The 22,298-nt window shown below is 68.7% G+C and carries 17 protein-coding genes; 7 read left to right on the forward strand and 10 right to left on the reverse strand.

Annotated elements, in window-relative coordinates:
* Positions 1-15 precede the first annotated feature (15 nt).
* Positions 16-333 carry a hypothetical protein gene (locus AC3ITM_RS10860; protein WP_489264932.1) on the forward strand — a complete coding sequence of 106 codons (318 nt, stop codon included), beginning with the start codon at positions 16-18 and terminating at the stop codon, positions 331-333.
* 764 nt (positions 334-1,097) lie between these two features.
* On the opposite strand, the gene lldD is transcribed toward AC3ITM_RS10860, so the two are convergent.
* From lldD to AC3ITM_RS10895, 7 genes are all read right to left on the reverse strand, one after another.
* Complete coding sequence (gene lldD, locus AC3ITM_RS10865; protein ID WP_489264933.1) at positions 1,098-2,255, reverse strand: FMN-dependent L-lactate dehydrogenase LldD; 1,158 nt, start codon at positions 2,253-2,255, stop codon at positions 1,098-1,100.
* A 122-nt stretch (positions 2,256-2,377) separates the two neighbouring features.
* A complete protein-coding gene (locus tag AC3ITM_RS10870; RefSeq protein WP_489264934.1) occupies positions 2,378-2,818 on the reverse strand; it encodes a VOC family protein in 441 nt (146 codons plus the stop codon).
* Complete coding sequence (locus tag AC3ITM_RS10875) at positions 2,815-3,273, reverse strand: MgtC/SapB family protein (protein WP_489270087.1); 459 nt, start codon at positions 3,271-3,273, stop codon at positions 2,815-2,817. Before AC3ITM_RS10875 ends, AC3ITM_RS10870 begins: the two co-directional genes overlap by 4 nt.
* Before the next feature lie 160 nt (positions 3,274-3,433).
* The gene (locus AC3ITM_RS10880; RefSeq protein WP_489264936.1) at positions 3,434-4,192 is read right to left on the reverse strand and encodes an SDR family NAD(P)-dependent oxidoreductase; all 759 of its coding nucleotides are present in this window, start codon (positions 4,190-4,192) and stop codon (positions 3,434-3,436) included.
* A gap of 196 nt (positions 4,193-4,388) precedes the next feature.
* Positions 4,389-6,284, reverse strand: a complete 1,896-nt coding sequence (locus AC3ITM_RS10885; protein WP_489264938.1) for a CocE/NonD family hydrolase — start codon at positions 6,282-6,284, stop codon at positions 4,389-4,391.
* 104 nt (positions 6,285-6,388) lie between these two features.
* Positions 6,389-6,811: a DUF4440 domain-containing protein gene (locus tag AC3ITM_RS10890; protein WP_489264940.1), complete on the reverse strand. Its 423-nt coding sequence runs from the start codon at positions 6,809-6,811 to the stop codon at positions 6,389-6,391.
* Positions 6,808-8,166: an MFS transporter gene (locus AC3ITM_RS10895; protein WP_489264942.1), complete on the reverse strand. Its 1,359-nt coding sequence runs from the start codon at positions 8,164-8,166 to the stop codon at positions 6,808-6,810. Before AC3ITM_RS10895 ends, AC3ITM_RS10890 begins: the two co-directional genes overlap by 4 nt.
* 107 nt (positions 8,167-8,273) lie before the next feature.
* Here AC3ITM_RS10895 and AC3ITM_RS10900 point away from each other — a divergent pair, with 107 nt between their 5' ends.
* Positions 8,274-9,170, forward strand: a complete 897-nt coding sequence (locus AC3ITM_RS10900) for a LysR family transcriptional regulator (RefSeq protein ID WP_489264944.1) — start codon at positions 8,274-8,276, stop codon at positions 9,168-9,170.
* A gap of 118 nt (positions 9,171-9,288) precedes the next feature.
* Here AC3ITM_RS10900 and AC3ITM_RS10905 read toward each other — a convergent pair whose 3' ends face one another.
* Positions 9,289-12,108, reverse strand: coding sequence for a beta-glucosidase (locus tag AC3ITM_RS10905; RefSeq protein ID WP_489264945.1), 2,820 nt, complete (start codon positions 12,106-12,108; stop codon positions 9,289-9,291).
* A 271-nt stretch (positions 12,109-12,379) separates the two neighbouring features.
* Entirely contained in the window at positions 12,380-12,823 is a 444-nt protein-coding gene (locus AC3ITM_RS10910) for a winged helix-turn-helix transcriptional regulator (protein ID WP_489264947.1), read from the reverse strand.
* A 74-nt stretch (positions 12,824-12,897) separates the two neighbouring features.
* Here AC3ITM_RS10910 and AC3ITM_RS10915 point away from each other — a divergent pair, with 74 nt between their 5' ends.
* Positions 12,898-14,067 (forward strand): MFS transporter, encoded by a 1,170-nt coding sequence (locus tag AC3ITM_RS10915; protein ID WP_489264949.1) that lies wholly within the window; start codon positions 12,898-12,900, stop codon positions 14,065-14,067.
* A 712-nt stretch (positions 14,068-14,779) separates the two neighbouring features.
* Positions 14,780-15,535, forward strand: a complete 756-nt coding sequence (locus AC3ITM_RS10920) for a helix-turn-helix transcriptional regulator (protein WP_489264950.1) — start codon at positions 14,780-14,782, stop codon at positions 15,533-15,535.
* Here AC3ITM_RS10920 and AC3ITM_RS10925 read toward each other — a convergent pair.
* Positions 15,454-16,344, reverse strand: coding sequence for a sterol desaturase family protein (locus AC3ITM_RS10925; protein ID WP_489264952.1), 891 nt, complete (start codon positions 16,342-16,344; stop codon positions 15,454-15,456). The genes AC3ITM_RS10920 and AC3ITM_RS10925 overlap by 82 nt on opposite strands.
* Before the next feature lie 248 nt (positions 16,345-16,592).
* On the opposite strand from AC3ITM_RS10925, the gene imuA reads away from it, so the two are divergent.
* The 3 genes from imuA to AC3ITM_RS10940 are packed head-to-tail and all read left to right on the forward strand — an operon-like array spanning position 16,593 to position 21,730.
* Entirely contained in the window at positions 16,593-17,210 is a 618-nt protein-coding gene (gene imuA, locus AC3ITM_RS10930; protein WP_489270088.1) for a translesion DNA synthesis-associated protein ImuA, read from the forward strand.
* Between the two features lie 6 nt (positions 17,211-17,216).
* Positions 17,217-18,632 (forward strand): Y-family DNA polymerase, encoded by a 1,416-nt coding sequence (locus AC3ITM_RS10935; protein WP_489264953.1) that lies wholly within the window; start codon positions 17,217-17,219, stop codon positions 18,630-18,632.
* Positions 18,629-21,730, forward strand: coding sequence for an error-prone DNA polymerase (locus AC3ITM_RS10940; RefSeq protein WP_489264955.1), 3,102 nt, complete (start codon positions 18,629-18,631; stop codon positions 21,728-21,730). The genes AC3ITM_RS10935 and AC3ITM_RS10940 overlap by 4 nt, the downstream gene beginning before the upstream one ends.
* Positions 21,731-22,298: the final 568 nt, after the last annotated feature.

Raw genomic sequence — 22,298 nt, forward strand, 5'->3', positions numbered from 1 at the left:
CGCAGGAGCGTCCCGATGTCCCTTTCCCGCAATGCACCGTCCCGCCGTCTGTTCCCCGTCCTGGCCATCGCCGGCAGCCTGGCCCTGAGCGCCTGCGTCAGCAGCCCGGGCCCCGCTGTCGCCGGCCCGGGCCTGTGCAAGGCCCAGGGCCTGGACTGGGCAGTCGGCCAGCCGGCCGATGAAGCCAACATGCGCAAGCTGGCCGCGCAGAGCGGCGCCGGCCTGGTCAACCCGATCGGCCCGGAAACCATCACCACCCGCGACCTGCGCCAGGACCGGCTGCGGGTGTTCATCGACAAGGGCAATGTGATTACCGCCGTGCGTTGCGAGTAATTGCCTGTGCGGCGCAGCGGCCTATGGCTGGGCTGCTATGCCGATACGGTTGGCGCACGGGCAGCGCTTTGGTGCATAAACCTGCAGATTTCCGAGAGGCTAGCTGAGAACTACGGCCTCAGATCAAAGGCAATGACCGACATATGCGCTGATTGGGTTGGCGCGGCTGGGTTGGCGGGACACGCCGTAAACCCCTCCTTGGGGGCTTGGCGAAAACATCCATGTTTTCGACAGTCCCGCCAACCCACCCACGCCAACCCTCCACACATGGCTGGCACGCATGGAAAAGCGTAGGTCCGAGCCACGCTCGGACAGCGCGATGCCGAGACGATGCGTGTCCGACCACGGGTCGGACCTACCTGTGCTGGGGTTGCCAGGACCTGGAGCAACGTCAGACCGCGGTCGGATTGCTGTTGCTGTTGCTGTTGCTGTTGCTGTTGCTGTTGCCCGTGATCTTGATCTACCTCCCCCTTGGAGCGAGCCGAGCATCGCAGCGGCAGCGGGGGCGAAGAGGCGCGGGTGTCTGAGCGTAGCGAGTTCCGCGCCGTCCCCCGATGACGCGAGAAGCGCAGGGCACCGGCGGGCGTAGCCCGACGGCGAGCGGACGGGGGCGTGTTCTTTGGTTACTTTCTTGCACGAGCAAGAAAGTGACTCGCGCCCCGGAGGGGCACGAAACGCTTTTGAACTTAGTCGCGAAGCGGAAGCATCCGGCCAGCGGCCGGCACTACCCAGGCAGGAACAACCGCTGCCGCGCAGAGCCGACGCTACGGCACCGCCAGACCCCGACCGGCATCGACCAGCGCATCGCCGCTGATGTCGGCGATAGTCCTGGCGCCGGTGAGCGTCATCGCCACCCGCATTTCACTGGCGATCAGATCCAGCAGATTGGCCACCCCACCCTGCCCCTGCGCGGCCAACGCGTACACGAAGGCACGGCCAAGCAGCACGCTGTCGGCGCCGAGCGCCAGCATCCGCACCACGTCCAGCCCGTTGCGGATGCCCGAGTCGGCCAGGATCTTCAGCTCGCCCTTGACCGCATCGGCGATCGCCGGCAACGCCCGTGCGGTGGACAACACCCCGTCGAGCTGGCGCCCGCCGTGGTTGGAGACCACGATACCGTCGGCGCCGAAGCGCACCGCATCGCGTGCATCCTCTGCATCGAGGATGCCCTTGATCAGCATCGGCCCGGGCCAGAACTCACGGATCCACTCCAGGTCCTTCCAGCCAATGGAGGGATCGAAATTGGCGCCCAGCCACCCGATGTAATCGGCCAAGCCGGTCCGGTGGCCACGGTAGGCCGAAATATTGCCCAGGTCGTGCGGGCGCCCGCGCAGGCCCACATCCCACGCCCAGCGCGGGTGGGTGGCGGCCTGCAGCATGCGCCGCAGCGCCGCGTGGGGCCCGCTCATGCCCGAATGCGCGTCGCGGTAGCGCGCGCCGGGCGTGGGCATGTCCACGGTGAACACCAGCGTGTTCACCCCTGCCGCCTTGGCCCGTTCCAGCGCATTGCGCATGAACCCGCGGTCCTTGAGCACATACAGCTGGAACCACATCGGGCGCTCGATGGCCGTCGCCACTTCCTCGATCGGGCACACCGACACGGTGGACAGGGTGAACGGAATGCCGCGGCTGGCCGCTGCCCGCGCCGCCTGCACTTCGCCGCGCCGCGCATACATGCCGGTCAGGCCGACCGGGGCCAACGCCACCGGCATCGCCAGGCGTTCACCGAACAGCTCGGTGTCCAGGCGCAGCTCGGCCACGTCGCGCAGCACGCGCTGGCGAAGCGCGATGTCGGCCAGGTCGGCGACATTGCGCTTGAGGGTGTGTTCGGCATACGCGCCGCCATCGATGTAGTGGAACAGGAACGGCGGCAGCCGCCGCCGGGCGGCGGCGCGGTAATCGGCGGGGGCGGAAATGATCATGGCTCGACCGTGGGCGGAAGGGAGCGGCCAGGCGGGTGCGCCGGGCCGGTTGCCGCCCATTGGAACATCCTGCGCAGGCCCGGCCTATTCGACGATCGGCCCAAGCCCTGCCGGCGATCGGGTCATCCCACGCAGCCGCAGTCGCTGGCCGGCCCCTTGAGCTCCACGCCGTTGCCGTCGGGATCGTGCAGGTACACCGACAGCCCCTCGCCCTCGGCACCGAAATTGCTCTCCGGCTTGCCGGTCAACGCCACCCCATGCATCTGCAGGTGCGCGCGCAGGTGCTCCACATCAAACGGCTCCACGCGCAGGCACAAATGCTCCAGGTTGCGGCCCCGCGCACCGGCGGCCGGGCCGCCCGGCGCGCCCAGCGGCCCGGCGATGTCGACCAGGTCGATCATCGATGCCCCGGCCTGCAGGTGCACCATGCCCAGCGACGGCCGCTCGCGCGCCACCGTACAACCCAGCACGTCGCGGTAGAAGCGCAGCGCACGCGGCAGGTCCTGCACGCGCAGCACCACGTGGTCGATGCGCTGGATTTCGAAGGGGCGAGCGTTGTTCATGATGCCTCCAGTTTTCTGGCGATACGACTGAACACTGCCAGCACGACCAGGCACAGGAGGCTGACGCCAACGGCGATCACGTACTCGCCGATGCCCACTGCGATCCCGATCGCGGCGGACATGATCAGGGAGCTGGCAGTGGTCAGGCCACTGACCTGGTCATCGCGCGTACCGCGCAGGATGGTGCCGGCCGCAACGAAGCCGACGCAGGCCACCACCGCTTCGATCAGGCGCACCGGATCGACCTGCAGCAGATCGCGGTAGCGTTCCTGCTGGAAATGTTCGGCGATGCTGTCGCCCAGCCCGACGATCAACGCCGCCGCGCCGGCGATCAGCATATGCGTGCGCAGGCCGGCTGCATGCTTGCCGATCTCGCGCTCGATGCCGATCACCCCGCCCAGCACCATGGCCGCGGCGATGCGCAGCAGGATCGACAGGTCTTGTTCCAGTCCCATCATGATTGGTTTACCTCGCCTTCTTCGCCACAGCCTTGCGTGCCGGCCGTGGCAGCGCCGTGAATGCCGGCGTGAGGCGGGCGTGCACGGCGCTGCGGCGGTGGTGGATCGCCCCCCTGCGCGGATCCACGCTTGTCCGGGCATGGCCCGGACCTACCGGCTATCGCGCCAGGTAACCGCCGTCGATGGCGTAGTAGGTGCCGGTGGCGAACGAGGCATCATCGCTAGCCAACCAGGCCACCAGCGCGGCCACTTCCTGCGGCCGGCCCAGGCGGCCCAGTGCGTGCTTGGCTTCCAGCGCCTTGCGTACCACCGGATCCATCTTGTCCAGCAGCGGCGTGGCGATGAAGCCCGGGCCCACGGCATTGACCCGGATGCGGTCGGCGGCATGCTCCCAGGCGGCGGTCTGGGTCAATCCGACCACGCCGTGCTTGGCAGCGGCGTAAGCGGGCGAGTTGTCAAACCCCACCTGGCCCAGGATCGAGGCCATGTTGATGATGCTGCCGCCCTTGCCGCTGCCACGCATCGCCTGGATCTGCGCACGCTGGCACAGGAACACGCTGGTCAGGTTGACATCGATCACCCGCTTCCAACCGCTCACCGGGTAGTCGCCGCTGCTCGCCGAGGGCCCGCCGATACCGGCATTGTTGACTGCGATATCCAGCCCGCCCAGTTCCTGCACGGTGCGCTGCACCGCCGCCTCGACCGCATGTTCGTCGGTGACATCCAATGCGATGCCGATCGCCTCGATGCCGGTGTCGCGCAGCGCCTGCGCGGCCTTCTGTACTGCATCGTCCTTCAAGTCCCATACCGCCACCGCCGCGCCGGAGGCGGCCAGCAGTTCGGCGGTGGCCAGGCCGATCCCCGACACCCCGCCGGTCACGATCGCCACCTTGCCGTTGAGCTGATAATCCATCATTGCGTTGTACCTCTGGTTTGGAACACGTCGACAGGCCATGCCTGCATCTGCGCCCAGCCTACGCCTGCAAGGTGTTGCAGCGCGTGCACAGCGGCGCCCGCAACAATGCCTCCCATCGCTGCAGCGGCATGTCGTTTGCAGATGGGGGCGCTGCAGCCGGCCAGGGGCCGGCGCTACGTGATGCCACTGCCTCGGCTCAGTACACCGGCAGGGAAATGAAACTGGCCTGCTGCGGCGCGTGCCAGACCTGCTGGGTGGCCTTGCGGTAATCGCCGGGCTTGGCCAGGTAGATGTTGGGCACGAAGGTCTGCGGGTTGCGGTCGTACAGCGGGAACAGGCTGGACTGCACCTGCACCATCACCCGGTGGCCGGGCTGGAACACATGGTTGGCGGTGGGCAGGCCGAAGCGGTAGTCCAGCACCTGGTTGGCGGCGATCGCCTTGGGGTCGCTGAAGCTCTCGCGGTAGCGGCCGCGGAAAATGGCCATCGATACCGCCAGTTCATAGCCGCCCATTTCCGGGGTGGATGGGGTCTGCTCCGGATACACGTCGATCAGCTTCACCACCCAGTCCGCGTCGCTGCCACTGGTGGCTGCGGCCAGGTTGACCTGCGGGGCACCGCCGATACGCAGTGGTTCGGTCAGCGGTTCGCTGACGAAGGTCAGCACGTCCGGGCGACCATCGACGAAACGCTGGTCCTTGACCAGCCAGCTGGTCCACATGTCGCGGTCGGCAAAGCGCACCGGGCGCGGCACGAACGGCACCGGCTTGGCCGGGTCGGACACATACGCCTCGAAGTTCTCCTCGCCCGGCTGCGGCGCCTGGAACGACAGCTTGCCGCCGGCGCGCAGGTACAGCGGTTTGGTCTGCGCGGCCGTACGCGGCCACTGCTGCAGGCGGTCCCAGCGGTTTTCGCCGGTGTTGTAGATCAGCACCGGCGGCGTGTCGGCCTTGGCCGCGCCATCGACCAGGTACTGGTCGAAGAACGGCTTGAGCACATCGCGGCGGAACTGCAGCGCGGTGTCGCCGTCGAACTTCAGCGCGCCCAGGCTGCTGCCGTCGTAGTTGACCTGGCTGTGCCGCCACGGCCCCATCACCAGGTAGTTGAGCGTGTTGCCGGTATCGCGCGGCTCCATCGCCGCATAGCTGTGCACCGCGCCCCACATGTCTTCCTGGTCCCACAGGCCCTGCAGCCACATGGTCGGCACCTTCAACGGGGTCTTGGTCATCTGCGCGTCCAGCGCCTGTTCCTGCCAGAACGCATCGTAGGCCGGGTGTTCGATCAGCTTGTGCCACCACGGCAGCTGGTCCAGCCCGTTGGCACGGGCGTAGTCGCCGGCCGAGCCGGCGCGCAGGAAAGTCGTGTAATCGTCGTAGCCCACGCTGGGAATGGCCGGCCCCTTGCCGCGCTTGGCCAGCTGCCCGGTGAAGTAGCCGAAGTTGACCTGGCGGAACGCCCCGTAGTTGAGCCAGTCGTCGCCCATCCAGCCATCGATCATCGGGCTCTGCGGGGCGGCCACCTTCAACGCCGGGTGCGGGTTGGTCAGCGCCATCACCACGGTGAAGCCTTCATACGAGGAGCCCAGCATGCCGACCTTGCCATTGCTTTCGGGCACGTGCTTGACCAGCCAATCGATGGTGTCCCACGCGTCGGTGGCGTGGTCGACCTTGCTGCCGTTGAGCGGGCCTCGCAGCGGCCGGGTCATCACGTAATCGCCTTCGGAACCGTACTTGCCGCGGATATCCTGGAATACCCGGATATACCCGCCATCGACGAACACTTCATCGCCCTGCGGCAGGATGTCGCGCATGTTCGGCGAGTCGATCCGCTTGGCCCGGTTGGCCGCGTCGTACGGCGTGCGGGTCAGCAGGATCGGGGCGTTCTTCGCGCCCTTGGGCACCACGATCACCGTGTACAGTTTTGTACCGTCGCGCATCGGCACCATCACCACGCGCTTGTCGTAGTTGTCGCCGGCAGTGGGCGTTACAAAGCCCTTGGCGGGGATGTCCGGGGTCATCGGCGCGGTCTGCGCCGCGACGCTGGCGGCAACCATGAGGCTCAACAACACGACAGGCACGACACGGACACGCATGGGCTCTCTCCCGGCAGGTGGCGGCAATCAACTTCCGCAGCCTACCCCTGCCCCGATCGGCCCGATAGGTGCCGATAGTTGGTCGGCACCGCCATCGGCCGCATTCAGCCGCCAACCGACGTTTCATGCAAAGCCTGCCAGCGCAGCGCACCGTCGCCGGCCACCAGTACCGCCAATGCTTCGCGCCGCGTGGCATTGCCCTGCGCGTCGGTCTGGTGTTCACGGTAACGCACCGCACACGCACCGCCCGGCAACGCAGTGCAGGCCAGGTCATCGACCTCGATGCGCAGGCCGCGGCGGCCGCCATGCGTCGCCGCGAAGAAGCCGGCCACGGTGGCCTTGTCCATCCGCACCCCGGTGATGCCGACCATGCTGAAGTCATCGTCGAAGCGCGCCAGCAGCGCGTCCAGCGCGGTGGCCGGCACGCGGGCGTTGAACCAGTCTTCGATCAGCACGTGCAGCACGCGCACTTCTTCATGGGCGGCCTGCTCGAAAGCAGTGGCGGAAGATTCTTTCGTTTCGATCATGGGGAGGTCACTCGCAGGGAAAGGGACGCGGCCGGCAGCCGCCACAGCAGCAGCAACGGCAGCAGGGTCATGCCGCTGGCCAGCAGCAGCGTGAGGGTGAAGGCGCGTTCGGGCAGCGTGGCCGACAGCGCGCCCAGCACGCAGGCCAGCACCGCGGCGGCCAGGCAGAAACTGAGCTGACGGTTGAGGTTCCACAGCGCGCTGCCGGGCATCAGGTCCGCGCCATGCAGGCCCTGGAAGGCCAGCGTCTGTGCGCTGCTGCTGCACAGGCTGCCGCCCAGTCCCATCAGCGCGAAGGCGAGCACCGGCAACATCGGCTGACCTGCCTGCACGCCCGGCAGCAGCGCAATGCCCAACGCCTGGCACAGCATGCCGGCACTGAGCAGCCGCCGCGGCCCAAGCCGGGGCAGCCAGTGCCGGGTGGTGGCGATGGCGCACCCCGAGGCGATTGCCCATGGCAGCATGAAGCCGCCAATCGCAGCCGGCCGGTAGCCCTGCCGGCTCAGCAGCAGCGTGGCCACCAGTTGGGTGCCGATAAAGGTGCCGGGCACCAGCAGGTACACCAGCATGGCCACGCGCAGCGACGGATACCGCAGCAGCGACCATTGCAGCACCGGGTGCAGCGTGCGCGCCGCACTGCGCGCATAGGCGAGCAGGATCAACGCGGCGGCGGCCAGCGCCGCGACCCCCTGCATGCGCTGGGCGGCGTCGGCGACCAGGCTCAGGCCGACCAGCAGCAGGCTCAGGCCGAGCGAACCCAGCAGCAGGCCACGCCGATCCAGCGGTGCGCTGGCCACGGCAGCACCGCGCGGCACCCACAGCGCCGCCAGCAGCAGCGCCAGCAGTGCCAGCGGCACGCTCACCAGCAGCACCAGTCGCCACGAGCCCCAGTCCACCAGCATGCCGCCCAAGGTCGGCGACAACGCCGGCACCAGCAACGCCACCGCCATGATCCGCGCGGTCAGCCGGCCACGCTCGGCCGGTGGGCAGTGCCGGTAGGCCATCGCCTGACCGACCGGGATCAGCAGGCCGCCGCCCAACCCCTGCAGCAACCGCCAGCCGATCAATGCCTCGATGCGCGGCGCGCTGCCGGCCAGGATCGCACCCAGCGCGAATACCGCCAGCGACAGGCACAGCAGCCGGCGCTCGCCCAGCCGCGCGGCCAGCCAGGGGGCCAGTGGAATCACCACGGTCAGGCCGAGCATGTAGGCATTGCCGATCCACGCCAGCTGGGTCACCGAGGCGTGCAGGTCGGCGGCCAGGGCCGGATAGGCCACGGTGCCGATGAACATGTTGACCAGGTCCAGCGAGAACCCCAGCAGGTACAGCCATTCCATTTTGCGTCGATAGGTCATGCGCGGCTCCGGGGGCGAGGCGGCAGCATGCGCGTTGGAAGACCCTGGATAAACCGAACATCCCATGCAAGACTGTCAAACCATTTTTGACAACGCGGCGGCATGCCATGGTCAGCCTGGACCGTTTCCAGACCTTCAAGGCGGTGGTCGACGCCGGCAGCCTCACCGCCGCCGCATCGCTGCTGGGCCAGAGCAAGGCAGTAGTCAGCTTCAACCTGAAACGGCTGGAACAGGAACTGGGCGTGACCCTGTTGGTGCGCAATACCCGCAGCCTGGCCCTGACCGAAGCCGGCGAACGCTTCCACCAGCATTGCGTGGCGATGCTGGCCACCGCCGAACAGGCCATCGAAGAGGCGCGCAGCGAACAGCGGCAACTGCGCGGCACGCTGCGCCTGACCAGCACGCCCGAATATGCGGCCGCCAGGCTGGTGCCGCTGCTGGAAGGCTTCCGTGCGCTGCACCCGCAGCTGCGCCTGCACCTGTCCACCTCGCCTGCGCATGCCGATCTGATTCCCGAACGTTTCGATCTGGCGATCCGGCTGGGCCGCATGGCCGATTCACGGCTGCGCGCCACCCTGCTCGACGAGCATGCGCTGTGCGCGGTGGCCGCGCCGTCGTTGTTGTCCAGCTTGCCAAATGACGCCGCGCGCGATGACCCGCACTGGGTGCGCACGCTGCCACGGTTGGGCTACCCGCGCCTGGCGGACCTGCCGGTGATCGCCCCCGATGGCAGCGACCAGGTATTTGCCAGCAATCCCGCCGATGCGGTGGCCACCGTCGACAATGCCTCCACGCTGCGCGCGTTCGCACTGGCCGGGGCCGGTGCGGCAGTATTGCCGCAATGGTTGATCGATGCCGACCTGGATGCAGGCCGGCTGCTGCCGATCCTGCGCGGGCACCGCTTCCCGCGCCAGGGCGTGTATGCGGTGTTTCCCAACACCGCACATCCCTCGCGCCGGGTGCAGCTGCTGCTGGCGCACCTGCGCCAGCATCTGCCCGGTTGAGCACGGCAGGCACGACCAACGGTCGTGCCCTACCGGGATGACGCTGTTTCGCACGGGTGGCCGCCCTGGCGGCCACCGCACCGGCAGGTACCGACCGTGGGTCGGTACCTGGCGTTGATCAACGCACTACTTCATCACCGAGCACGAACGCGATGGTTTCCACCGGCTCGTTGGCCGAACGCGACAGCTGCAGTTCGTAGCGGCCCTCGGCGATCTTCCACTGCTTGTCGGCGGTGTCGAAGCTGGCCAGCGTCTTCGGCTCGGCCTCGATGCGGATCCGGCGCGATTCGCCCGGCTGCAGCGTGACCTTCTGGAACCCGATCAGGCGGATCGGGGTGGCGCTGCCTTCGGGCATCTTCAGGTACAGCTGGGCCACGTCCGCACCGGCCACCTTGCCGGTGTTGCGGATGTCCACGGTGGCGACCAGGCGCTGGCCCATCGCGGTGGCGCTCAGGTTTTCATAACTGAACTGCGTATAGGACAGGCCATGGCCGAACGCGAACTGCGGGGTCAGGCCCTTGGCGGCGAACCACTTGTAGCCGACGTTGGCGCCTTCGATGGTGTAGTCGATGGTGTCATCGGGCTTGTGCTTGGGGTTGAAGCCCAGGCCGTTCACTTCCGGGCGCGGCAGCTGGCTGGCATCCACCGGCCAGGTCACCGGCAGGCGGCCGGACGGATTGACCTTGCCGGTCAGCAGCGCGGCAATGCCTTCGCCGCCGCGGATGCCCGGGTACCACGCCTGCAGCACCGCCGGCACCTGCTGCAACCAGGGCAGCTCGACCGGGCCGTTGGTTTCCAGCACGACCACGGTCTTCGGGTTGGCCTTGGCCACCCCGGCGATCAGCGCGTCCTGGTTGTCAGGCAGCTTCATGTGCGGCAGGTCGACCGATTCGGCCGACCACTGCGTGGCAAACACGATCGCCACGTCGGCCGCGGCGGCAGCGCGCGCGGCGGCGGCCACGTTGCGGCCATCCACGTACTCGATGCTGGCGTCGGGGCGCTCGGCGCGCAGGGCCTCCAGCGGCGAGGACGGGTGGAAGATCACCGGGCCCGGCCAGGTGGTCGGCAGCACGCCCGGCACCGCGTTGGTGCCCTTGGCGGTCCAGCCCACCATCGACGAACCACCGCCGCCGATCACGCCCTTGTCGGCGTGGCCACCGATGATGACGATGCGCTTGACCTCCGGGCCCAGCGGCAACAGATTGCCGGCGTTGCGCAGCAGCACGCTGCCCTCTTCCACGGTGCGCTGGGCGGCGGCGAAGCCGGCCGCATCATCGATCGGCTGGTGCTGCGGCGGCACATCGAAATTGCCGTTGGCGAACATCGCCCGCAGGATGCGCACGACCATGTCGTCCAGGCGCGAACGCGGCACCACGCCACCGGCCACGGCCAGGCGCAGCGGCTGGTCGAAGTACACCGCCTTGTCGAACACTTCACCGGCCGACTGCTGGTCCAGGCCGGCCAGCGCCGCCTTGGAGCCGCTGTGCACGCCACCCCAGTCGGACATCACGAAACCGGGGAACTTCCATTCCTGCTTGAGCACCTGGTTCATCAGGTAATCGTGTTCGCAGCCGTAGGTGCCGTTGATGCGGTTGTAGGAGCACATCACCGAACCGGGCTTGCCGATGTCCAGGGCGATCTCGAAGGCCAGCAGGTCCGATTCGCGCATCGCCTGCTCGCCGATTTCGGCGCTGTGGAAGTTGCGCGAGGTTTCCATGTCGTTGAGCGCGAAGTGCTTCATGGTCGAGACCACGTGCTGGCTCTGTACGCCACGGATCGACTCGCCGACCAGGCGGCCGGCCAGCAGCGGGTCTTCGCCGGCATATTCGAAGTTGCGGCCATTGCGCGGGTCGCGCTGCAGGTTGACGCTGCCGGCCAGCAGGATGTTGAACCGCTGCTGCCAGGCCTCGCGGCCCATGGTGGCGCCACCGGCAAAGGCCACTTCGGGGTTCCAGCTCGATGCGGTGGACGGGCCCGACGGCATCGCGGTGGCATGGTCGCCCTTGCGGATGCCGCCGGGGTTGGTCACGCCCACGCCGGCGTCGGCCGACTGCTGCGAGGGAATGCCCAGCCGCGCCACGCCGGGCACGAAACCGGCCGAGCCGACCGCGCCTTCCGGCAGCGGGCCGCCGTCCTTGCCCAGCCCGAAGTAGCTGTGCAGCATCTGGAACTTCTCATCGTCGGTCATCTTCGCCACGATCAGCCTGGCGCGTGCATCGGCGTTGAGTGTGGTGTCCATCCACGGCGTATCGCCGCCGGCCGGGGCAGCGTAGCCCAGGGTCAGCAGCTTGCCGGCGATGGCCGGGCTGTCGGCATCGATGTGCAGCGTGACCGGCGTGCTGGTTGCAGACTGGAAGCCGTTGGAACGGGCCACGTCACCCTTGGCGTCGAAACCGGCCACAGCCGCATCGTTCGCGCCCAGCAGCACCGCCGGCGCGCCCACGCGCGAGGCCTCGATGAGCTGCTTGAAGCGCGCGCCATCGGCAGCAGCGGTATGCGTGTACAGCGCCACCACGTGGCGGCCGTCATTCAGGCGCAGGTAGTTCATACCCGGCGCTTCGATGCCCGACTCGGCTTCCACCGGCAGGCGCGAGATCACGATGCTGCCACGGCGCTCGGCCGAGGCCGGGTCGGCGCTGACGAAGCGGTAGGTGTAGCCCAGCTGGTCGGCCAGGGCTTCCAGCGGATCCGGCACGCGACTGGTGCCGCTGGTGTCGGCTTCACGATGCACGTTACCGATGGTCAGCGCGTCCACGTTCATGGCCTGCAACTGGTCGGCGACCTGCTGGATGTCCAGGTGGTTGGGCGCCTGTTCCAGGCTGAGCACGGTGAAGGCATCGCCGCCCTGGGTCGCCTTGGGCGCAGCGGCCCAGGCCGAAGCAGCGAGCGAAAGGGTGATGGCGGCGGTCAGGGCCAGTGGCTTTGTAATCGTTTTCATAAGCGGGCGAAACACCTTTGCTTGCGCAAAAAATCCAGGGAGTCGTGCCGCAGGAAGGGTGCAGCGCCAAGATGGCGGATGCCGGCGCCTTGCAGGCCGGTATCAGGGACTACCCGGGCAACGCGGCTACGACCAGGCCCCTCCGCCTGTCGATACAGCCACCCTGCCCGGCGGGCACCGCGGACGGCGCCCATCCGGTCAAGAGTCGTCGACCCTGTTCATGCCTGTCAACACCGTGTTCATATTCGCCGGCGTATGGGGCGGCCACCGCTCAGCATCCGCCTGGCCTGACCACGTGGGTTGCCGACGCTTCCAGCACCTGCCCATCGACATTGCGCGGCAGCAGCGGCGCCAGCGGACGGCCATCGGCCAGGGCCAGCAGCTGCGAACGCGGTTCACCTTCGGCGAACAGAAACCCCTCGCCCCATTGGCGCAGCGCCACGACCAGCGCGAACAGGGCCTGGCCCTGCGCGGTCAGCACATAGTCGTGGTAACGGCTGCCGTCGGCGGCCGGCTGCTGCACCAGCACACCGGCCGCCTGCAGGGCGTGCAGGCGCTGGCTGAGCATGCTGCGCGACATGCCCAGGCTTCGCTGGAAATCGCCGAAACGGCGTATCCCGTCGAACGCATCGCGCACCAGCAGCAGCGACCAGCGGTCGCCGACCACCTCCAGCGCGCGCGCCACCGGGCAGGTCAGGTTGGGATCGTCGTGCATGGCCGCCCTCCGAAAGTGGTTTCATTTTAGAACCAAATAACCCAGAATCAACTGGTTCTATTTTGAGACTACCCATGTCAACCGCTGCGTCGCTGCCCCGCACCGCCACCCCGTTGCTGCTGCTGTTCGCCTGCGCCGCCGGGCTCAGCGTGGCCAATGTCTACTACGCACAGCCGCTGCTGGATGCGCTGGCCGCCGACCTGCGCATCGGCACTGCCCGGATCGGCGTGGTGATCGCCGCCACCCAGCTTGGCTCGGTGGCCGCGCTGCTGTGGCTGGTGCCGCTGGGCGACCGGGTCGAGCGCCGCCGGCTGATGGCCGTGCAGAACCTCGCCCTGGTGCTGGCCCTGCTCGGGGTGGCCCTGGCCGGCAATGCCCTGGCGCTGCTGCTGGGCATGCTGGCGGTGGGCCTGCTCGGCACCGCGATGACCCAGGGCCTGATCGCCTATGCCGCCGCGGCCGCCGCACCGCACGAACGCGGCCGCGTGGTCGGTGCCGCCCAGGCCGGGGTAGTGGTCGGCCTGCTGCTGGCCCGGGTGGTGGCCGGCGGCGTGGCCGACCTCGGCGGCTGGCGCGCGGTCTACCTGCTGTCGGCGGGCCTGATGCTGATCAGCGGCGCGCTGCTATGGCTGCGCCTGCCACGGCTGGAGGTGGCCGCAGCAAGGCCGCCGGTGGGCTTGACCACGCTGCTGCGCCAGCAACCGGTGCTGCGCCGGCGCGGCGTTCTGGGGCTGCTGCTGTTCACCGCGTTCGGCCTGTTCTGGAGCAGCATGGCGTTGCCGTTGAGCGCCCCTCCGTATGCGCTCAGCCACACCGCGATCGGCGCATTCGCGCTGGTCGGCCTGCTGGGTGCACTGGCCGCCGCGCGCAGCGGGCACTGGAGCGACCGCGGCCATGCCGAGCGCGTTTCCTGCGCCGCATTGCTGCTGTTGCTGCTGAGCTGGGCACCGCTGGCCGCGCTGCCACTGCACCTGGGCTGGCTGGTACTGGGCGTGCTGTTGCTGGACCTGGCCGTGCAGGCCCTGCACGTCACCAACCAGAGCCTGATCTTGGCCGCCGCGCCACACGCACAGGCGCAGGTGATCGCCGCCTACATGCTGTTCTATGCCGCCGGCAGCGGGCTGGGCGCACTGGCCGGCCCGGCGCTGTATGCCGCCTGGGGCTGGAACGGCGTCTGCACGGCCGGGGCCCTGGTCTCGTTGCTGGCGCTGGTGGTGTGGAGCCGCGTGCGCCGGCCGGAATGACCCGGCAACACCCGCCCGTCCTGGTGTGATTGTCAGCGCAGTCATGCAACTTCAGTTCAACGGCGTCGCTGGCCCTGCGTCCGGCTCGGCGGTGGCGGGGTTGGCGCGGGTGGGTTGGCGGGACACGCCCCGACCGTTGGTAGGCTGCCGTCGTTGCTGTTGCTGTTGCTGTTGCTGTTGCTGTTGCTGTTGCTGTTGCTGTTGCTGTTGCCCGTGATCTTGATCTACCACCCCTTGGAGCGAGCCGAGCATCGCAGCGGCATCGGGGGCGAAGAGGCGCGGTCGAAGCATGAAGCATGCTACGAGGTAATGCGGTGGGACATGGGCGCGTGGCGACGCGCTCTAACAACCGGCGCCCGCTGGTCTAGAGGCGCGAGCGCAGCGAGTTCCGCGCCGTCCCCCGATGACGCGAGAAGCGCAGGGAACCGGCGGGCAAAGCCCGACGGATCGCGGATGGGGCGTGCTTTCTTTGGGTTACGTTTCTTTGCACGAGCAAAGAAAGGTAACTCGCGCCCCGAAGGGGCACGAAAGCTGTTGGCGTTGGACTTCTCCGCGAAGCGGCAACAACAGCAACGACATCCGGCCAGCGGCCGGCACGACCTGCGTCCCAGCAGTGCCCACGGCCTATCCGGCCAGACCCGCAGGACCACTAACGCATCAGCGCGATACCGCACCGTGGGCTACCCTGTGCCCGTCTGGCAAGGGATGTACCGTGGACCGCTTCAACCCGCACTGGGCCGGCAGCTTGCTGCTTGGCCGTCATTTCGCCTTGCTGCAGGGCCATGCCGGCACCACCGGCGCGCATGCGCACTATGCGCACCAGCTGCTGCTGGCCAGCGACGGCCAATGGCTGATCCAGGGCGAACACAGCCGCCAGCGTGGCCAGCGCCTGCTGCTGCCCTCGTTCCAGTCGCATGCAGTGCTGGCTGTTCCCGCGCAGGGCTGCACGCTGTGGCTGGAACCCAGCCATGTCGACCTGTCGCAGGTGCAGGCGCAGCTGGCGACGCTGCCGTGCGACCCGCCTGCGTTGCTGCCGCGCCTGCTGCCGCTGATCGCCACCGCACCGCGCGATCCGCGCCTGCAGGCGGCCTTGGCCGAACTGGACGCGCGGCTGCCCGACCGCGTGCCGGTGGCCGCCATCGCCAACGCCGCGCACCTGTCCGAGAGCCAGTTGCACCGTCGTTTCCAGCAGGACCTGGCGGTGTCGCTGCGTGGCCTGGTGCTGTGGCGCCGGCTGCGCGAGGCGCTGGTGCAGGTGATCGACGGCCACACCCTGACCACCAGCGCGCATGCCGCCGGCTTCGCCGACCTGGCACATTTCTCGCGCAGCCTGCGGCGCATGTTCGGCGTGCACGCGCGGCACCTGGCGGGGCTACAGCTGCACCATTACCGCGATGACGGCGCCAATCCCGGCGGCGGCAGCGGCGGCGGGTCATGCGGCAGCGCCTGGAACGGCGCACGCAGCTGACCCAGGTAGTCCTGCGGATACTCCGGCTGGCTGCCGATGCCCAGGTCGTCCACCCGCATGCGGTAGGGGGCATCGAATGCCGTGCCGAGCAGATGGTCCCAGACGGTCAGGAACAAGCCGAAATTGACGTCGCCGGCGCTGCCGTAGCGCATGTGGTGGAAGCGGTGCAGCGGCGCCCATGCCATCACCTTGCCCAGCCAGCCCGGGCGCATGTCCACGTTGGAATGCTGCAGCAGCAACTGGATCGCGATCGCGAACGCCAGCACCGCCGCCACCGGATAGGGCATGCCCAGCAGCAGCAACGGCAACACACCGCCCAGTGCCTCGGCGGTCTGGTGCAGCGGGTGCTTCATCAGCCCATTGAAGCCGTACATGCGGGTCACGCTGTGGTGCACCGCATGCAGCCGCCACAGCCAGGCCCAGCGATGGCTGGCGTAATGGACCAGGGTGATGCCCAGGTCGGCGGCGATGATCGCCAGCAGCAGTTGCCAGCCAAACCCCCACTGCTGCGGCCACAGCTGCCATGGCATCCACGCCGCTACCAGCGGGATCACCCCGATCGCCAGCAGGTTCAGCCCTTCATTGACCAGCGCATGCATGCCATCGCGACCGGCATCGCCCCGGTTCTGGTTGAACGCCGGGTCGTACGGCCACCACCGCTCGGCCATGAAAGACACCGCGATGGCGGCGGCCAACAAGGGCAGCAGCCATCCCGCCGCGCCCTGCCGATAGCCCACCCACCACGCCGCCAGTCCCACGAACCCCAGCAGGAACCCCGGCGCATATACCCTCAACCACCCTTGTTTCATCGGTTTGCTCCCTGGAAGAGCGGCCATCCTCGTAGGAGGGACGGGTGGCAGGCTTGAACAAACCGCGCATGAAGCATTCATCTGTCCGGCGACGTTCACGACACCCTCGCCAAGGTCGTTAGCATTTTTACTAATTGCAGGTAGGATTGTCGCTCCCGGCCCTTGACGCCCGTGCTGCCCACGCCTCCTGCCATGCCCTTGTCCCGCGCCCGTTCCCGCCTGTTCCCGTCTTGCCGGGGGCTGCGCTGATGGGCGCGGTGCTGGCCCTGGACCAGTTGCTGGAAACCCGCAGGGTCTGGCGCGGGCAACCGCGCAGCGCGCCGCCCGAGGCAGCCCCGCACCCTACCGGCCACCCGGCCCTGGACGCGCGCCTGCCCGGCGGCGGCTGGCCGCCGTCGGCGCTGTCGGAGGTGCTGCTGGCCGCGCCCGGCCAGGGTGAGCTGGCGCTGGTCTGGCCGGCACTGGCACGGCTGAGCCAACAGCAGCAGACCGTGGTGCTGGTGGCCCCGCCCTACCTGCCGCATGCCCCGGCCTGGGCCCGCGCCGGGCTGGCGCTGGGCCAGGTGCAGGTGGTCCAGGCCACCCCACGCGATGCGCTGTGGGCAGCCGAACAATGCCTGCGCTCGGCCGCCTGCGCGGCGGTGCTGTGCTGGCCGCAACAGGCCGACGACCGCGCCCTGCGCCGGCTGCAGGTGGCCGCCGAAACCGGCCAGTGCCTGGGCTTTGCCTTCCGCGACGCGCGCCAGGCCCGCAACCCCTCCCCCGCACCGCTGCGCCTGCACCTGCAGGACGGCCAGGTGCGCGTGCTCAAGTGCCGCGGCGGGCTGGCCCCGGCGCAGGCCCTGCCGCTGGCCCGGGCGCATTGAGCGGCCATGTACTGGGCCTGCCTGTTGCTGCCACAACTGGCCCTGGACGCCGCACTGCGCCAGCAGCCCGACCCGGACGCGCCGCTGGTGCTGGTCAGCGGGCCGGCGCAGCGCCGCGTGCTGCATGCGGTCAGCCCGGCCGCGCGACGGCTCGGCCTGCGCCGCGGCATGCTGCTGTCGGCCGCACAGGTGCTCACCGGCACCCTGCTCACGGCCGAGCATGACCCGCGCGCCGAGCAGGCCACCCGGCAGTTTTTGGCCAGTTGGCTGTACAGCATCAGCTCGCAGGTCAGCCTGGCCTTTCCGCATGCGCTGGTGCTGGAGATCGGCGCCAGCCGCGCCCTGTTCGGCGATTGGCCGGCAATCGAAAAACGCCTGTGCGACGGCCTGCACGCGCTGGGCTTCCGTCACCGCCTGGTCGCCGCGCCCAATCCGCATGCGGCCTGGGCGTTGACCCGCGTGCATGCGCGGCTGGGGGTGGACGCCGACCAGTTGGAGGCCGCCCTGGCGCAACTGCCGATCGAACGCAGCGGCCTGCCGGACGAGGCGGTCACGGTGCTGGCGCGCTCGGGCCTGCGCACGCTGGGCGCGGCGTTCGGATTGCCGCGCGAGAGCCTGGCCCGGCGCTTCGCGCCGCAGGTACTGGCCCACCTGGACGCGCTGCGCGGCATCAGCACGCCGCCGCTGCGCTATTTCCAACCCCCGGACCGTTTCGATGCGCGCATCGAGTTCGAGTACGAGATCCAATCCACCCAGGCCCTGCTGTTCCCGCTGCGCCGTCTGACCGGCGACCTGGCCGCGTTCCTGTGCTCGCGCGATGGCGGCGTGCTGCGCTTTGACCTGTGGTTCGAACACGACCAGCACCCCGACACCCGCCTGTGCATCGGCCTGCTCGCCCCCGAGCGCGATGCGGCGATGCTGTTCGAGCTGGCCCGCAACCGCATCGACCACCTGCAGCTGCCGGCCGGCAGCCGTGGCCTGCGCCTGCAGGCCGACCACCTGCCCCCGTTCGTGCCGGCCGCACGCGACCTGTTCGACCCGCGCCCGCAACAGGCATTGCCATGGGAACAGGTGCGCGAACGGCTGCGCGCGCGGCTCGGCGATGACGCCGTACAGGGCCTGGGGCTGCGCGCCGAACACCGCCCCGAGCGCGCCAGCGGCGATGCCCGCAGCGCCGCCAAGGGCGCCCCGCCGCCCTTGCCGCTGCGCCCGGGCTGGCTGCTGCCGCAGCCGCAGGCGCTGCACGATCCCTACCTGCGCATCGTCTCGGGGCCGGAACGGATCGAATCGGGCTGGTGGGATGAAGGCGATATCCGCCGCGACTACTACGTGGTGGAAACCGCGCACGGCCAGCGCGGCTGGGCCTACACCGCCGCCGATGCGCGCGGCGGGCCGTTCATGCTGCACGGCTGGTTCGCATGAGCACGCCCCTGCCCGGCTACGCCGAACTGCATTGCCTGTCGGCCTTCAGCTTCCAGCGCGGCGCCTCCACCGCCGAGGAACTGTTCGCGCGCGCCAAAGGCCAGGGTTATACCGCGCTGGCGATCACCGACGAATGTTCGCTGGCCGGCATCGTGCGCGCCTGGCAGGCCGCCCGGAAGCACGAGCTGGCGCTGATCACCGGTGCCGAATTCCAGCTGGAGGACGGCCCCAAACTGGTGCTGCTGTGCACCGACCTGGCCGCCTACGCCGGCTTGTGCCAGCTGATCACCACCTGCCGCCGGCGCGCGCCCAAGGGTCAATACCGCTGCCTGCGCGAGGATTTCGACGCGCTGCCCGACAGCCTGCTGTGCCTGTGGCTGGACCGCGCGCCCAGCCCGGACGATGCCGCCTGGCTGCAGGCGCGCTTTGCCCAGCGGCTGTGGCTGGCGGTGGAACTGCACCGCCAGGCCGACGATGCGCAGCGGCTGGCCATGCTGCAGCGCTTCGGCCACGACCACGGCATTGCGCTGGTGGCCAGCGGTGATGTGCACATGCACCTGCGCCGCCGCCGCGCCCTGCAGGACACCCTCACCGCGATCGGCCACCACTGCACCCTCGCCGAGGCCGGCTGGCGGCTTTTCCCCAATGGCGAACGCCACCTGCGCACCCGCCAGGCCCTGGCCGCGCTGTACCCGCCCGAGCTGCTGGCCGAAACCCTGCGCATCGCCGCACGCTGCCACTTCGACCTCAAGCAACTGCAATACACCTACCCGCGCGAACTGGTTCCGGCCGGGCACGACCCGGCCAGCTGGCTGCGCACGCTGGTAGAAGAAGGCATGCAATGGCGCTGGCCAAGCGGCGAGACCGCCAGGCAGCGTACCCAGATCGAACACGAACTGCAGCTGATCCACCACAAACGGTACGAGTCCTACTTCCTCACCGTGCACGACATCGTGCATTTCGCGCGCAGCCAGCAGATCCTGTGCCAGGGCCGCGGCTCGGCGGCCAATTCCTCGGTGTGCTACGTGCTGGGCGTGACCGAGATCGACCCCAGCGACATGGAACTGCTGTTCGAACGTTTCATCTCCGCCGAGCGCGACGAGCCACCGGACATCGACATCGATTTCGAGCACGAGCGCCGCGAGGAAGTGCTGCAGTACGTGTTCAACCGCTATGGCCGCGAGCGTGCGGCATTGACCGCCGTGGCGATCAGCTACCGTGGCCGCAGCGCGGTGCGCGATGTGGCGCGCGTGCTCGGCCTGCCGCCGGACCAGGTCAACGAACTGGCCGCCTGCCTGGAACGCTGGAGCAACCACGAACCGCTGCCGGAGGCGCTGCGCGAGCGCGGCTTCGACCCGGACACGCCGCTGATGCGGCGGGTGGTGGCCCTGACCGGCGAACTGGTCGACTTCCCGCGGCATCTTTCCCAGCACCCGGGCGGTTTCGTGATTTCCGAACATCCCCTGTCCACAATGGTGCCGGTGGAAAACGCGGCCATGGCCGGCCGCACCGTGATCCAGTGGGACAAGGACGACCTGGATGCCACCGGGCTGATGAAGGTCGACTGCCTGGCGTTGGGCATGCTCACCGCGGTGCGCAAATGCTTTGCGATGCTGGAGGCCCATGGCGAACCGGCGATGAGCATGGCGAAGATTCCGCCAGGTGATGACCCCACCTACGACATGATCTGCCGCGCCGACACCCTGGGCGTGTTCCAGATCGAATCGCGCGCGCAGATGGCGATGCTGCCGCGCATGCAGCCGCGCTGTTTCTATGACCTGGTGATCGAAGTGGCGATCGTGCGCCCCGGCCCGATCCAGGGCGACATGGTGCACCCGTATCTGAACCGGCGGAAGAAAATCAAGGAAGAAGGCATCGAAGAGATCGACTACCCGCCCGCGCTGGAGAAAGTGTTCAAGCGCACCCTGGGCGTGCCGTTGTTCCAGGAACAGGTGATGCAGCTGGCGGTGGCCGCCGCCGGTTTCACCGCCGGCCAGGCCGATGCACTGCGCCGCTCGATGGCCGCCTGGAAGCGCCATGGCGGGCTGGAGCCGCATCGCGACCGGCTGCTGGCCGGCATGGCCCAGCACGGCCACAGCCGCGAGTATGGCGAACGCCTGTTCGAACAGATCAAGGGCTTCGGCAGCTACGGCTTCCCGGAAAGCCACGCCGCCAGCTTCGCGCTGATCACCTATGTCAGCTGCTGGCTCAAATGCCACCACCCCGCGGCGTTCGCCGCCAGCCTGGTCAACAGCCAGCCGCTGGGCTTCTACAGCCCCGACCAGATTCTGCAGGACGCGCGCCGCCACGGCGTGCCGGTATTGCCGGTGGACGTGCGCCACAGCGACTGGGACTGCACGCTGCTGCCCCCGCAGGCAGCGGGCCAGCCGTTCGGCATCCGGCTGGGGCTGCGCCTGATCGACGGCTTCAACGAAGCGGTAGCGAAAGCGCTGGTGCAGGCGCGCGCCTGCCTGCCGTTCGACAGCGTGGCCGATCTCAGCCAGCGCGCGCGGCTGGACCGCCGCCATCAGGGCCTGCTCGCCGATGCAGGCGCCCTGAAGGGCCTGAGCGGGCACCGCCACCGCGCGCGCTGGGAGGTATCGGGGGTGGAAAAGCCGTTGCCGTTGTTCAACGCAGCCCGCGCCACCGTCGAAGCCAGCGTGGCCTTGCCGCCGCCCACGGCATTTGAGGACATGCAGGCCGACTACAACAGCACCGGCACCACCCTGGGCCGGCACATGGTGGCCTTCATCCGCGCCCAGCTGCGCCAGCGCCGCTGCCAGCGTTCGGACGAACTGGCCGCGCTGCCGCACGGGCGCAGCGTGCGCTTTGCCGGGCTGGTGCGCATGCGCCAGCGCCCGCAGACCGCCAGCGGGGTCACCTTTCTTACCCTGGAAGACGAATGCGGCATGGTCAACGCCGTGGTCTGGCGCAAGATCGCCGACCGCCAGCACCGCGTACTGGTGGAAGCGCAGCTGATGCAGATCGACGGCCGCCTGGAACGGGTGGAGGGCATACAGCACCTGATCGTGCGGCAGATGCACAACATCGATGCGCTGATCGAGGGCGTGCGCACGCACAGCCGCGATTTCCATTGAACCGCGCGCAGGTAAACGCATGACCCATGCCGGAGCTGTCTTTGTTCCGGGGCCATGCCACCAATGAATGTTGCACAGGCTATCGGCAGTCGATTGGGATGCGGCCCTACCAAGGCCCGTGGCGAGCGGGCGTTGCGCTCCGCTGTAGGGTCGGTTCCCAAACGACTGCCGATAACGCGCATCGGCGCGGCGAAGCCAAGGCCCGTGGCGAGCGGGCGTGGCGCTCCGCTGGTAGGGTCGGTTCCCAAACGACTGCCGGTAACGCACATCACTGCAGCGAACGCATGACCCGTGCCGGAGCTGCCTTTGTTCCGGGGTCATGCCACCAACGAACGTTGCGCAGGCCATCGGCAGTCGATCGGGATGCGACCCTACCAGGGCCCGTGGCGAGCGGGCGTTTCGCTCCGCTGGTAGGGTCGGTTCCCAAACGACTGCCGGTAACGCGCATCGGTGCGGCGAACGCATGACCCATGCCGAAGCTGCTTGTGACCCAATTCGCATTCGCAGCAAATACAGACTTTCCCGACTAGTGTCGCAATTGACACTTCCGGTATTGTCGCTGCCTTCC

The organism is Stenotrophomonas sp. KH_029 (assembly GCF_057839765.1).